Below are 12286 nucleotides of genomic sequence, written 5' to 3'. Positions count from 1 at the left end.
TTTTTACTTTTGGGGGAAACGCAATGGCACAAAATAGCGAAGATCAAATTGCCCTGGTGGGCACCTGGACCAGCGTGCCTGATGCACCGGCTGCTGAAAAACCGGCGCAGCCAAGCGAAGGGCTCTACCGGCTGAAGCTAAACCGCGACGGCACGCTTACCCCGCTGGATGTGGTAAAGATGAAGAGTCCGTCATGGCTGGTGAAATCTGCCGACGGGCGCTTTCTGTATACCACCAACGAAGAGAAAGCGGGCAGCGTAACCGCACTGTCGGTTGCGGCTGATGGCACCGTAAAAGTGATTAACACCATTGCCAGCCACGGCGATGAGCCAACACACGCTACGCTCAGCCCCGATGGCCGCTATCTGCTGGTCGCCAACTATTCTGGTGATAAAGGCGGTGCGGGCATTGCCGTACTGCCGGTAAATCAGGATGGATCGCTGGGTGCGCCGGTGCAGCACTTTCCGTTTGCTGAAGGCAGCGGCGTCGTGGACGAGCGTCAGGAGAGCGGACATGCTCATTCAGTCACGTTTACGCCGGATGGAAAGACGCTTTATGCCGCTGACCTGGGGGGTGACAAGCTTTATGCTTATCGCTATGACGCGCATTCAGCCACGCCGCTGCAGCCGGATCCGGCACGCGACATGACCTTTTCACCCGGTGCCGGGCCGCGCCATATGGTATTTTCAGCCGATGGTCACTACGCCTGGGTCATTGCAGAAATGGCAGCGGTGGTCGAAACCTGGCGGTTTACGGGAGAAAAACCGGAACGCATCGCGAGTACGGACATAGCCCCCGATAACGCCACGGCGGATCAGAGAAGCGGCGGCGCAATCATGCTCAGTCCGCAGGGCAAATTCCTGATTGTGTCCAACCGCGGTTCGCACAACCATCTGCTGGTATTCCGGATTGGGCGCGACGGCAAGCCGGAGGCGCCCGTGCGCTACCCTGCAGGCGGCATTGAGCCGCGGGCGTTAGCTTTCGACGCCACCGGCCGCTATCTGTATGTGACCAATGTCTTTACTAACGCCATTTCGCTGTTTTCTTTCGACGAAGAGAGCGGCAAGCTGGAGGCGAAAGGGAAGGCGGCAGAAATTGCCACGCCAACTGATATCAAATTTGTGACCACAGAACGTCCCTGAGCGGCTAACGGATAGGCAACTGTTCAAGCGCCGTCAGCAGCGCATCAACTTTTGGTAACAGCTGCTTGCGGCGCGGCCAGATCAGTGACAGCGCAAAACCGTCTGGCTGCTGCTGCGGCAGGATAATTTCCAGCTCGCCACGCTGCAGCGGCCCGGCGATGAGCCAGGAGGGCATCTGTGCCACGCCTAATCCGGCACAGACTGCCTGCACCTGTGCATCCACATCGCCCAGCGCCATACGGTGCGGGACATGACGCCAGTAAGCATGACCCTCTGTGGTAGTCAGCAGCCAGGGCTTGGTGGTGCCATCAACCCGTTCATACATTACCGCCGGATGCAGCAGCAGCTCATTTTCCGTTGCGGGATAGCCGTGACGTGCCAGATAGTCCGGCGCTGCGCAAAATACCATGCGTTCACGCCCGAGATGACGGCAGCCCAGCGACGCGGGCAGATCCGGCGAGCCGCCAATGCGCACGGCCAGATCGATTCCCTCCTCAAACAGATCGATAAAGCGATCGGAAAACGTCAGGCTCAGCTCCACTTCCGCGTGCTGCTGGCAAAAAGCGATTAGCAGCGGCATCACCGCCAGCCGGCCGTAGGTGCTGGGCAGGGCCAGTCGCAGGCGCCCTGACGGGATCGTTCGCTGCGCGGCCAGTACCGATTCCGCTTCGGCCAGCTCCTCCATGACGCGCAGGCAGGTCTGATAGTAGGCGCTGCCGGCATCGGTCAGCTTCAGACTGCGCGTGGTGCGCTCCAGCAGGCGTGAGCCGAGACGTGTCTCCAGCCGGGTAACGCTTTTACTGATCGCTGAACCGGTCAGATGCAGCCGCTGCGCCGCCGCAGCAAAGCTGCCGCATTCCACGCTGGCAACAAATGGAACAATATCTTTCAGGCGGTGATCGTGCATCTATTCATGAACTCAATTCAGAAATGAAGTGAATTTTTACCAGAGATAAGAACTGATTTCTCTATTAGGCTAAATATTATTAAACCGACGGGAGGATAATGATGAAAAAACAGGCACTCATTGTGGGGATCAGCGGTGTTATCGGGCGTGCGCTGGCAGAACAGCTGCAGAAAGAGGGCTGGGACGTTACCGGCTTGTCGCGCGGACGTGGTGCAGTACCGGATGGCTGCCGTAGCCTGACTGCTGACCTCACCGACAGCGATGCGGTACGCGATGCGCTGGCGCAGGAAAAACCCGATGCGCTGTTTTTCAGCGTCTGGGCACGTCAGGAAAATGAGAAAGAGAACATTCGCGTTAATAGCGGCATGGTGCGTAACGTCATTGAGGCGCTGGGCGAACGGCTGCAGGGTGCTCACGTGGCGCTGGTCACCGGCCTTAAGCACTATCTGGGGCCTTTTGAAGCCTATGGTAAAGGAGCCGTGCCGGTTACGCCGTTCCGCGAAGAGCAGGGCCGCCAGCCGGTGGATAACTTCTATTATGCTCAGGAGGATGAGCTGTTTGCCGGTGCCGAAAAATATGATTATCGCTGGAGCGTGCACCGTCCGCACACCATCGTCGGCTTTGCGCTCGGCAATGCGATGAATATGGGCCAGACGCTGGCCGTCTATGCCACCCTGTGCCGTGAAAAAGGCTGGCCGTTTATCTTCCCCGGCTCGCCTGAGCAGTGGAATGGCCTGGTCGATGTGACGGATGCTGGTTTGCTGGCTGAGCAGCTGGTCTGGGCAGCTACAGCAGAAGGCGCGGCGAATCAGGACTTCAACGCAGTCAACGGCGACGTTTTCCGCTGGAACTGGATGTGGCCGCAGCTGGCAGCCTATTTTGGTATCGAAGCTGCAGAGTTGCCGGCTCAGACGCTGCCGCTGGAAGAGAGAATGCAGGAGGCGGCTGAAATCTGGCGGGAGATCGCCGCACGCTATCAGTTACGTGAGGCGGACATCAGTAAGCTGGCGTCGTGGTGGCATACCGATGCCGATCTCGGCCGCCCGATGGAAGTGTTCACAGATATGAGCAAAAGCCGTAAAGCAGGTTTTACCGGCTATCGTTCGTCCGTTGACTCTTTCATCCAGCTGTTTGATCGTCTTAAAGCGGAAAATATCATTCCGCGCTGATGCGCTCAGGGTCTGCCGCCGCCTCTGGTGAGCGGCAGACGTTATGCATAAACGCTGTTTTTTACCGCACTGTTTTTATTTTGTAAAACCAACGTACCTGGTCTGTTTTCAGCCTGTGAAGTTACGCGCAAAACGCACAAATGCCTTAAGCCAGCGCCAGATTAATGCGGTTCGTTTATTTATTTTTAGTACCAGATCCTTACAATAACCCGCTGATACATTTCACCAGGTTATTGCGTTATGACAACACTTCTGAAAAACAACAATAGTGACACACAGCAACTTTTGGCCGTCATCGAACATGCCGTCAGCGATCCGGTTCCGCTGGTTCAGTCTCTGCCTGAGAATTTCTGGCAGCAAATTGAGTCGCTGGCTGTCGCCGCTGCGGAAGAGTAGCAATCGGGTTCCGGCTGGCTATCTGAGTTAACCGGGACACTCTCTTTATCACTTTCTCAGACTGGCTGAAATTTTTCTTTTCCCTCCTCCTCTTTTCTCAAACACCCGCTAAAATTAGCTCGTTCAGCTCGTGCGACCCACGGCACCTGTCAAAATTGCTGTTTATCCTGTTTTTATGCGTATAAACATGATGTTACCTTTGTGTAAATTAAGGTAAATAACAGGGAGAGAGTGAGGATTTTTCCGCTGCGGGTTTAACTGTGCTGCTTTTTTACGGTATAAATCTTTCACCAATAAGCCGGGCGAAATGACAACCCATGACTATCACCGCAAGCCGTACTCTTCTTACTACTCTGCTGCTGTTTACGCTGGCTGGATGCGCGAAAAAACATCATGAAGCGCCTCCGCCTGACAGCGCTGAAGTGAATTTCTCTGGTGATAAACAGCCCGATTTAATCCCGGTTATTGCTGCACTGCACGATCAGATGCACTCCTGGCAGGGCACAAAATATCAGTGGGGCGGCACGCAGCTCTCCGGCGTGGACTGCTCAGGCTTTGTCTGGCGCACGCTGAAAGACCGCTTTAATATTCCGATGGAGCGCGTGACGACACGCGAACTCATCGCCATGGGCAAGCCGGTTGATCAGGCCCATCTGCAGCCGGGCGATCTGGTCTTTTTCCGCATCAGGCATGAGCTACACGTCGGATTCTATGATACAGACCGCCAGTTCCTGCATGCGTCAGTGAGTCAGGGTGTGATGCGTTCATCCCTCAACAATCCTTACTGGAAGTCTGTCTATCTCCAGGCGCGGCGACTACCTCGCGAACAGGGTTCGCAAATCAGCTTCAACTATAAAAATAAAGTCTGAAGGCTGCCTGCTTCTCTGATCCAGGAATAACAGCTGCACCTCTCTCTGCCTGCTGAGAAAAACCGCCTGATGGCGGTTTTTTTACGCCTCATTTTTATTCAAAAAATATGAACAAAAACGGCAAAATGCTTAGCTTTTAAACTCTCCTCAACGCCTTTATTCTCTCTTCATCGCAACAGAGGCAGCGCTGATAGCGTTTCCGGAGTGATTCTCCAGCTGCTTTCTTAAGTGAAATAAACTGCGTGACTTGCTGATAAAATTAGTTAGCAAGATCACAGCAACAGAATTAATTATCAATAATTGTATAGTTCACAGAGTTACTATATTTCTCATCAAAGGCGTGCGGCCTTTAAAACAGATATTAAGGAAAAGATTATGAAAACCATGAAAGCTCTCTCAATCGCTGCTGTAACCGCTCTAACCCTGGTATCAGGCGCAAGCTTTGCACAGAGCATCTCTGTGACCTCCGGTACGCTGGATGGAGCAGAAGCGAAAATCGCCGCTCAGGCGCAGGAGCAGGGCGCACAGTATAAAATTACTGAAGCCAACACAAACAATCGTGTGCATATGACCGCCGAACTCTACAAATAATCTGGCGTGAATAGGTATTAAGGCCGCCTCCGGGCGGCTTTGCTGTTTTTGTGGTTAAAAAATAACCAATCAATAGCGGCGTATCTGCCATGCGGCCTGCAGAAGGTTATCCACAGGTTTGCGCCTGCTCTTTTCACGCGAAATGTGGATAAACCAGGGGACACGCTCGATCCTCTTTGTCAGTCCAGGCGCACTCATCATTACGTCACGCTGAACTGTTTTATCCGCCTCTTTTTAATTATTTTCTATTCCCTGACTGCAGAACGCATAGCAATGACACGCTTCAACGCGAATTTTAACCTTTAGTAACTTATTTCTGGTTACACATTATTGCAGCGCATCTCAGGGCAATTAATTCGATATTCCGGAATTTCATTACTATATTCAGCATGAATGCAATCTGCATTTATTTTCGGGGATAAGATTATGCGTAAAATAGCGTTTGCTTTATTAACTGCCGGCGTGCTGTTATCAGCGACTGCTCAGGTTCAGGCTAAAGGCTGTCTGAAAGGGGCTGCGGTAGGCGGTATGGCAGGGCATCTTAAGCATCACGGCGTAGCCGGTGCGGCAGCGGGATGTGCAGTAGGTCACCACATGGCGAATAAAAAAGAGAAAGAAGCGAATAAAAATACCCAGTAATACTATTGGGCAGGGCGCTATCCAGCCCTGCCTGAAAGCGCTCAGCGCTCCTCTTTATTTCCCTGCGTCCACGGATTAAATCCGGAATCAGCCCGGTCTTTCTCCGGCTGTTCAGTTAACATCTCCCGATAGAGTGCTTCAACTTCTGTACGCGCCCAGGGTGTACGTCGCAAAAATTTAAGGCTCGACTTTATACTGGGATCGCTTTTAAAGCAGTTGATATTGATCTGTTTTGCCAGTTCTGCCCAGCCGTAACGCTCCACCAGCGCAGTCACTATCATTTCCAGCGTTACGCCGTGCAGAGGGTCATTTGAATGCATATCAGGTTGCGTCTCACAGGGCAAAAAGGGGCGCCAAGGTTACCGTAAACATACGGTAACCGCAAACCACCCCGTGGTGAAATGTGCTGATCAGGATTGATCGACCCAGATGAGTTTATCGGTGGCAAAGCCCAGCTCTCTGGCGAGATTAACGTAGTCACGTTTAACCTGCTCCGGGATCTGCGGCTGGCGCGACAGTATCCACAAGTAGCTGCGATTCGGGCCGCTGACCAGCGCATACTGATAATCTTCATCCAGCGCGATAACGTTGTAGCCGCCGTAAAAAGGCCCGAAGAACGAAACCTTCAGCGCCGCTACGTCAGAACGTCCGGTGAAATAGGCCTTACCCTCGCTTTCACTCCAGGTTTTCTTTTCCGGATCGTAACCGCGATTGATAACAACCAGTCCGCCATCGCTGCGCTTTTTATACGTGGCGGTCACGTGATCTTTACCACGCTCAAAGCGATGATCGAGACGCGCAATTTCATACCACTTACCCAGATAGCGCTGTGCATCAAAACCGGTAACCGGCTTAACACCTTTAGGCGGGGTAGGCGATTTGCAGGCCACCAGCGTCAGTGAAAGCGCGGTGACAGCAACCAGAGGCCAAATCTTCATTGTCACTCCTTACACAACATCGTAAAAATCCCATGCAGAGTATAGTTAAGGATTGATGAGGCGTGGCGGGCGCGGGCAGATGCGTTCTGCCCGCGCCTTTGCCTGTCAGGCTTATGGCGCTTTCTCGTCGTCCGCCGGGAACTGAGGTTCATCGATAGCAATCGACTTACCGGATTTAAGCAGCTGAATATCGAGCATGACGTAAGTCATAGTGGTGATAAACAGAGAGATCACGCTGCCGATAACGCCGCTGGTGGTAAAGGTAAAGAAGTTATACATCACCACCCAGGTGACGCAGATAAACAGCGCCAGCGCCACGCTGATAGCGGATTGTGAATAATTTGTCGTGCGCGCGCCCATTTCGTTGATCTGCATACTGAGGTTGCACCCTGTGTATTTCTCAAGTACCCAGATGCCCTGGTCCCAGCTGCGCAGACGACGCGCGCTGCCGCGCGTCACAAACAGAAACAGTAGCGAGATAAACAGGCCTGAGAAAGCGATCAGCACCGGCACTGCCGCCAGAGCATAAGCGATACTTTTATGCAGCGAATCCTGTGCCAGACCGGTGAGATCCAGGGTTAACGACGCGCCGAGTACGCCATATAAAAACAGAAACAGCACCAGATAGAGCGCGTTACGTTTCCAGTCGAGATCGGCTTCGTGGTTTTTCTGCTGACGAGCGATAACCAGAGCCTGCTGCAGGCGCTGCGATTCAGCGGAGCTCGCGTCGATGGTGTCAGGTTCACTGCCCAGCAGTCGGTGGATAAAAGGCCGATCGGCCGGATCGATAGTCACGTGCATAAGGGTTCCGCAAACAGAATATAAGTGGCAACAGTGTAACAGTTGCCGGCTCAAAGTGATCGTTAAGGCGCGGCTGAAAGCCGTCCGGCGCACCGATCTTAATCAGCGCGTACCGCCGGTTATTGGCGATAGCGCATTATTCGGGTAACGTGGAATACTCACCGTTTTCTTCACCAGCCAGCCCGGACTGGCAGGAGCCTCTTTGATGTCAGCTTCCTCTTCACTTGTCGCGCTGATCTGCTGCGCGCCTGAAAATGCGGCAACCGCCCGTCAGCTCAGCGCATTCAGCGCTCAGCTCAACAAACGCGGCATGGTCAGCATACTGATCCATGCGCGGTCACGCGAGGAGCTGCAGCAGGCGCTGCATAATGCTGCCGCGCTGCCGGTTACACATCTGCTGTATCTCTCATCTGTCTGCGACGATGAGCAGACTCTGGCCGCAGAGATCCTGCCTGCGGTCGCGCAGCTTCATACTGATGCGCTGGCCAGCGATCGCTACAGCGCCGGCGAAGCGCTCGCCCTGCTGCTGCTTTCGCAGGGGCATCAGCGGACAGGCTTTATGCATGCTGGTGACACGCCAGCTATAAACCAGCAGCTGGCAGGCGTGAATGCCGGTTTGCAGACGCAGGAAAAAGAGATACAGCTTTTGCTGACGGCCGGCAGTGAGCAGCGCGAAGCGGCATATCTGAGTATGATGACGTACCTGAAGAAAACCCGTGCCGCCGAACGTATCAACGCGCTAATCTGCAGCAGTGATGAGCTGGCGTTTGGCGCGCTACAGGCCGTGCGTGATTTTGGGCAGGGTGCGCACGTTGCGGTAACGGGCTATGGCAGCGTGCCCGAAGCGGCGACATCCACCTGGCATCTTACCCGCTGGGCACCGCGCAGCGAGTTACAGATAGCAGAAACGCTGAACCGGTTACTGGAACAGCGTGCTGACAGCAGCAACGGCTGGCAGCAGGGTGAGCTGGAAGTGCGTCATTCTCATCAGGGAAAATATATCCCGGGCGAAATGTCGCAATGTGGCTGCGCGATTCGCCACTGAAGCGCGGCTCCGGACAAGCATGAATGCGTATCCGGAGCCCTGCTCTTAACGCAGCACGCCGCTGCTGTCAGCCTGCGTGGCACCGGAAGGCTCAATCACCACCGGAATACTTTTATACGCGGGAATACCGCTTTGCGTATCGTGGCTGTCGAGCGGCACCATGATATTCGCTTCCGGATAGTAAGCGGCTACCGAACCAGGCGCCATGTCATAAATTACAAGGGTCAGGTTCTCCATACGACGCTGCGTGCGGTTGCCCTGCGGATCGAGCGCGGTCATATTGACCGTATCGCCGGAGCGCAGCTGCCGGCTCTCCGCTTCATCGGCAGAAATAAAGAGTACGTCGCGCCGGCCGGTAATGCCGCGATAGCGATCGTTCAGCCCATAAAGCGTCGTGTTGTATTGATCGTGGCTGCGCAGCGTGGTCAGCACCAGATCGTGACACTGCAGCGAGCGCGGATCCTCATTGATGCCCTGCATCACTTTAAACTGCGCGCGCTTCGACGGCGTCAGCCAGACACGTTCAGAAGCCGCGTTGTACAGGCGGAAACCGCCTGGCTGCATCACGCGCTGGTTGAAGTTCTCAAACGCCGGGAAGACGGCTTCAATCGCATCACGAATGTTACTGTAGTCGCTGACCATGTCGTCCCAGTTTACGCGGGAAGCCGGCAGCGTCGCTTTTGCCAGCCCTGCTACCAGCGCCGGTTCCGATTTAAGATGCGGAGAGGCAGGCTCCAGCGTGCCGCGCGAGGCGTGCACCATCGACATAGAATCTTCCACGGTAACACTCTGGTCGCCCGACGCCTGGCGATCCCGCTCCGTACGGCCCAGCACCGGCAGCAGATAACTATGTTTAGCCATCAACAGATGAGAGCGGTTGAGCTTCGTCGCCATATGCACCACCAGATCGAGCTTGCGCATCGCTTCAAAAGTGATTTGCGGATCGGAGATCGCTTCAGCAAGGTTGCCGCCCAGGCAAAGCAGCGCTTTTGAGCGTCCGTCGCGAATCGCCTGAATCGCCGCCACCGCGCCGTGCCCGTGCTGCTGCGGGGGCGTGAAGCCAAAGACCTTCTGCAGACTATCCAGCAGCGTCTGCGAAGGAATCTCTGTAATGCCCACGGTGCGATCGCCCTGTACGTTGGAGTGTCCGCGCAGCGGGCAGATGCCTGCGCCGCGCCGGCCAATATTGCCGCGCAGCAGCAGCAGGTTCGCAATCTGCTGCACATTTTGCGTGCCGTACTGATGCTGGGTAATGCCCATTCCGTAGCAGATAATGGTGTTTTCCGCAGCGGCGTAGAGGTGGGCAATATTCTGGATTTCGGCGATATCCATGCCGGACACTTTCAGAATATGATCCCAGCTGGTGTCATCCAGATCCGCTTTCAGCGCCGCGAAGCCTTCAGTATGCTCACGGATAAACGTCTCATCCAGAACCGGCGGCTCGCCGGCCTCAAGCGCCTTATCATGCATAGCCAGCAGCGTTTTCATCACGCCTTTGAGCATGGCCGCATCGCCACCTACGCGAACTTTATAGTAGGTAGAGGCCAGCTGCGTGGATCCCATCGAGAGCATTTCGATCGGGCTTTGCGGAGAGGTAAAACGCTCCAGCCCGCGCTCGCGCAGCGGGTTAATGGCCACAATTTTTGCACCACGCTTAGAGACTTCCCGCAGCGTCCCCAGCATACGCGGATGGTTGGTGCCAGGGTTGTGACCAATACAGATCACCAGATCGGCATAATCGAAATCCTCCAGCTCTACCGTGCCTTTGCCGACGCCAATGGATTCAGGCAGGCCTACGCTGGTGGGCTCATGGCACATATTGGAGCAGTCGGGAAAATTGTTGGTGCCATATTCGCGGGCAAACAGCTGCCAGAGAAAGGCCGCTTCATTGGAGGCGCGTCCGGAAGTATAAAATTCCACGCTATCAGGATCGTCATAACCGCGCAGCAGCGCGCCAATCTCCTGCAGCGCGGTCTCCCACTCAATAGGCTGATAAGTATCGCTGGTAGCATCATATTTCATCGGATGCGTGAGCCGGCCTTCGCCTTCCAGTTCAAAGGCGCTGCGCTGCCAGAGTTCGCTGACGGTGTGCGCGGCGAAAAAAGCGGGCGTAGTGCGTTTGCTGGTCGCTTCCCAGGAGACAGCTTTCGCGCCATTCTCACAAAACTCAAACGAGGAGGCGTGACGCGGATCGGGCCAGGCGCAGCCCGGACAGTCAAATCCCTCCGGCTGATTGACCTTAAATAACGCAATCACATCCTGTTTCACCGCCATCTGACGGCGAATGGCATCTGCTACCGCTTTCAGTGCACCCCAGCCGCCGGCTGAGCCGCCATAAGGTTTAATGCCGGCATCCCGATTCTGCTCTTTCATCGCTGCTTATCTCGCGTAAAAAATTATCTCATAAGCCTGGAATAAGCTGCCGGGTCCGCAAGGAAACTATTTAAAACAGGTTATTTTAATGTTTACAGAATATTGCAGCGCTGCGATTGCTAAACGGGCATCTACGCGCATCAGTTTCTCGCCTTGCCGCTATAACATGCTATATAAATGATAATTATTATCAGCAAATTGATGCGGAATTGACAGAATGCCCAACGGTAAAACTCTCCATACTGACTGCTGTATTGCAGGCGGCGGCCCGGCCGGACTGATGCTGGGATATCTGCTGGCGCGTGCAGGCGTAAATGTGATTGTGATTGAAAAACATGCTGATTTTTTGCGCGATTTCCGCGGTGACACCATTCACCCTTCAACGCTGGAAGTGATGCATCAGCTCGGGCTGCTGGATGAGCTATTAACGCTGCCGCATCAGCGCGCTGAAAAGCTGCAGGCGGAAGTGGGCGGGGAAGAGATCACCATGGCGGACTTTTCCCGCCTGCCGGTGCGCTGCCGTTTTATCGCCTTTATGCCGCAGTGGGATTTTCTCGATTTTCTGGCGCGTAAAGCCCGCGCCTGGGACAATTTTACGCTACTGCAGGAGACCGGCTTTGCTGACTTTATCAGAGAGGGAGACCGGGTTACTGGCCTGACGACGTTGCAGGGACATACTATTCACGCACCGCTTGTGGTCGGGGCAGATGGCCGTCATTCACAGGTACGCGCCAAAGCCGGATTAACCAGCCAGAGTTTTGGCGCACCGCGTGACGTGCTGTGGTTTTCACTCCCTAAGCATCCCGACGATCCGGCGCTCGGCATGGGCCATAAAGGACCGAAGCAGAATTTTATTGTGATCGATCGCGGTGACTACTGGCAGTGCGGCTATACCATCGAAAAAGGTGAGTTTGAACGGCTCAAAGCGGGCGATGTCGCTGCGTTTATTACGCGGCTTGCTGAGGTTGCTCCCTTTAGTGAAGCGCGCCTGCAGGTGCTGACTCACTGGGGGATGTTTCACCTGCTGTCGATCCGGATCGACAGGCTCGACAGCTGGTGCCGGCCAGGGGTGCTGTGCATCGGAGATGCGGCGCATGCGATGTCGCCCATCGGTGGCGTAGGGGTCAACCTGGCTATTCAGGATGCGGTGGCCACCGCTAATCTGCTGACGCCCTCACTGCTCAGGGGCAGGGTGAGCCTGAAAACACTACAGAAAGTCCAGCGGCGGCGTCAGTTTCCGACGGTTGCCACGCAGTTTCTGCAGATAAAGATGAGCAGTAAAAAACGCACGCGCAGCACGCCGTCAAAAGTACCGCAGTTCATCAGCCGCTACCCGTTCCTGCGTCACCTCTTTGGGCGTCTTATCGGGCTGGGATTTCGCCCGGAACGCCCGCGCCTGACCGGCAAAGCCTGAAT

The 12286-nt window shown here is 54.9% G+C and carries 13 protein-coding genes; 8 read left to right on the top strand and 5 right to left on the bottom strand.

Annotation, left to right across the window (positions count from 1 at the left end; genetic code table 11):
- Positions 1-23: 23 nt before the first annotated feature.
- Positions 24-1142: a lactonase family protein gene (locus AC2CF9_RS06185; protein ID WP_484556516.1), complete on the top strand. Its 1119-nt coding sequence runs from the start codon at positions 24-26 to the stop codon at positions 1140-1142.
- A gap of 4 nt (positions 1143-1146) precedes the next feature.
- On the opposite strand, the gene AC2CF9_RS06180 is transcribed toward AC2CF9_RS06185, so the two are convergent.
- A complete protein-coding gene (locus AC2CF9_RS06180) occupies positions 1147-2049 on the bottom strand; it encodes a LysR family transcriptional regulator (protein ID WP_484556515.1) in 903 nt (300 codons plus the stop codon).
- A 101-nt stretch (positions 2050-2150) separates the two neighbouring features.
- Here AC2CF9_RS06180 and AC2CF9_RS06175 point away from each other — a divergent pair, with 101 nt between their 5' ends.
- The 5 genes from AC2CF9_RS06175 (at position 2151) to AC2CF9_RS06155 (ending at position 5713) form a co-directional block, all read left to right on the top strand.
- Complete coding sequence (locus AC2CF9_RS06175; RefSeq protein WP_484556640.1) at positions 2151-3218, top strand: SDR family oxidoreductase; 1068 nt, start codon at positions 2151-2153, stop codon at positions 3216-3218.
- A gap of 240 nt (positions 3219-3458) precedes the next feature.
- Positions 3459-3614 (top strand): hypothetical protein, encoded by a 156-nt coding sequence (locus AC2CF9_RS06170; RefSeq protein ID WP_158249873.1) that lies wholly within the window; start codon positions 3459-3461, stop codon positions 3612-3614.
- Between the two features lie 317 nt (positions 3615-3931).
- On the top strand, positions 3932-4483 hold the full coding sequence (locus tag AC2CF9_RS06165) for a C40 family peptidase (RefSeq protein ID WP_150017086.1): 552 nt from the start codon (positions 3932-3934) through the stop codon (positions 4481-4483).
- Positions 4484-4858: 375 nt separating this feature from the next.
- Complete coding sequence (locus AC2CF9_RS06160; RefSeq protein WP_040113576.1) at positions 4859-5074, top strand: YdgH/BhsA/McbA-like domain containing protein; 216 nt, start codon at positions 4859-4861, stop codon at positions 5072-5074.
- A gap of 426 nt (positions 5075-5500) precedes the next feature.
- Positions 5501-5713, top strand: coding sequence for a hypothetical protein (locus tag AC2CF9_RS06155; RefSeq protein WP_484556514.1), 213 nt, complete (start codon positions 5501-5503; stop codon positions 5711-5713).
- Between the two features lie 41 nt (positions 5714-5754).
- Here AC2CF9_RS06155 and AC2CF9_RS06150 read toward each other — a convergent pair whose 3' ends face one another.
- From AC2CF9_RS06150 to AC2CF9_RS06140, 3 genes are all read right to left on the bottom strand, one after another.
- A complete protein-coding gene (locus AC2CF9_RS06150) occupies positions 5755-6033 on the bottom strand; it encodes a VF530 family protein (protein ID WP_484556513.1) in 279 nt (92 codons plus the stop codon).
- 90 nt (positions 6034-6123) lie between these two features.
- A complete protein-coding gene (gene blc / locus AC2CF9_RS06145; RefSeq protein WP_484556512.1) occupies positions 6124-6651 on the bottom strand; it encodes an outer membrane lipoprotein Blc in 528 nt (175 codons plus the stop codon).
- Between the two features lie 111 nt (positions 6652-6762).
- On the bottom strand, positions 6763-7452 hold the full coding sequence (locus AC2CF9_RS06140; protein WP_150017089.1) for a RipA family octameric membrane protein: 690 nt from the start codon (positions 7450-7452) through the stop codon (positions 6763-6765).
- Positions 7453-7657: 205 nt separating this feature from the next.
- On the opposite strand from AC2CF9_RS06140, the gene AC2CF9_RS06135 reads away from it, so the two are divergent.
- Positions 7658-8497, top strand: coding sequence for a type 1 periplasmic-binding domain-containing protein (locus AC2CF9_RS06135; RefSeq protein ID WP_484556511.1), 840 nt, complete (start codon positions 7658-7660; stop codon positions 8495-8497).
- Between the two features lie 45 nt (positions 8498-8542).
- Here the strand turns inward: AC2CF9_RS06135 and AC2CF9_RS06130 are convergent, their stop codons facing one another.
- Positions 8543-10870, bottom strand: a complete 2328-nt coding sequence (locus AC2CF9_RS06130) for an FdhF/YdeP family oxidoreductase (RefSeq protein ID WP_484556510.1) — start codon at positions 10868-10870, stop codon at positions 8543-8545.
- Between the two features lie 217 nt (positions 10871-11087).
- Here AC2CF9_RS06130 and AC2CF9_RS06125 point away from each other — a divergent pair, with 217 nt between their 5' ends.
- Positions 11088-12284, top strand: coding sequence for an FAD-dependent oxidoreductase (locus AC2CF9_RS06125; RefSeq protein WP_484556509.1), 1197 nt, complete (start codon positions 11088-11090; stop codon positions 12282-12284).
- Positions 12285-12286: the final 2 nt, after the last annotated feature.

The organism is Pantoea sp. SYBGC1, assembly GCF_057197005.1.
This window is presented reverse-complemented; position numbering and strand designations above follow the sequence as displayed.

What these genes read in the sequence shown, in the direction of transcription:
- AC2CF9_RS06160 (WP_040113576.1), top strand. Translation starts at nt 4,859, where the DNA reads ATGAAAACCATGAAAGCTCTCTCAATCGCTGCTGTAACCGCTCTAACC.
- blc (WP_484556512.1), bottom strand. Translation starts at nt 6,651, where the DNA reads ATGAAGATTTGGCCTCTGGTTGCTGTCACCGCGCTTTCACTGACGCTG.
- AC2CF9_RS06150 (WP_484556513.1), bottom strand. Translation starts at nt 6,033, where the DNA reads ATGCATTCAAATGACCCTCTGCACGGCGTAACGCTGGAAATGATAGTG.
- AC2CF9_RS06185 (WP_484556516.1), top strand. Translation starts at nt 24, where the DNA reads ATGGCACAAAATAGCGAAGATCAAATTGCCCTGGTGGGCACCTGGACC.
- AC2CF9_RS06175 (WP_484556640.1), top strand. Translation starts at nt 2,151, where the DNA reads ATGAAAAAACAGGCACTCATTGTGGGGATCAGCGGTGTTATCGGGCGT.
- AC2CF9_RS06130 (WP_484556510.1), bottom strand. Translation starts at nt 10,870, where the DNA reads ATGAAAGAGCAGAATCGGGATGCCGGCATTAAACCTTATGGCGGCTCA.
- AC2CF9_RS06180 (WP_484556515.1), bottom strand. Translation starts at nt 2,049, where the DNA reads ATGCACGATCACCGCCTGAAAGATATTGTTCCATTTGTTGCCAGCGTG.
- AC2CF9_RS06165 (WP_150017086.1), top strand. Translation starts at nt 3,932, where the DNA reads ATGACTATCACCGCAAGCCGTACTCTTCTTACTACTCTGCTGCTGTTT.
- AC2CF9_RS06155 (WP_484556514.1), top strand. Translation starts at nt 5,501, where the DNA reads ATGCGTAAAATAGCGTTTGCTTTATTAACTGCCGGCGTGCTGTTATCA.
- AC2CF9_RS06125 (WP_484556509.1), top strand. Translation starts at nt 11,088, where the DNA reads ATGCCCAACGGTAAAACTCTCCATACTGACTGCTGTATTGCAGGCGGC.
- AC2CF9_RS06135 (WP_484556511.1), top strand. Translation starts at nt 7,658, where the DNA reads ATGTCAGCTTCCTCTTCACTTGTCGCGCTGATCTGCTGCGCGCCTGAA.
- AC2CF9_RS06170 (WP_158249873.1), top strand. Translation starts at nt 3,459, where the DNA reads ATGACAACACTTCTGAAAAACAACAATAGTGACACACAGCAACTTTTG.
- AC2CF9_RS06140 (WP_150017089.1), bottom strand. Translation starts at nt 7,452, where the DNA reads ATGCACGTGACTATCGATCCGGCCGATCGGCCTTTTATCCACCGACTG.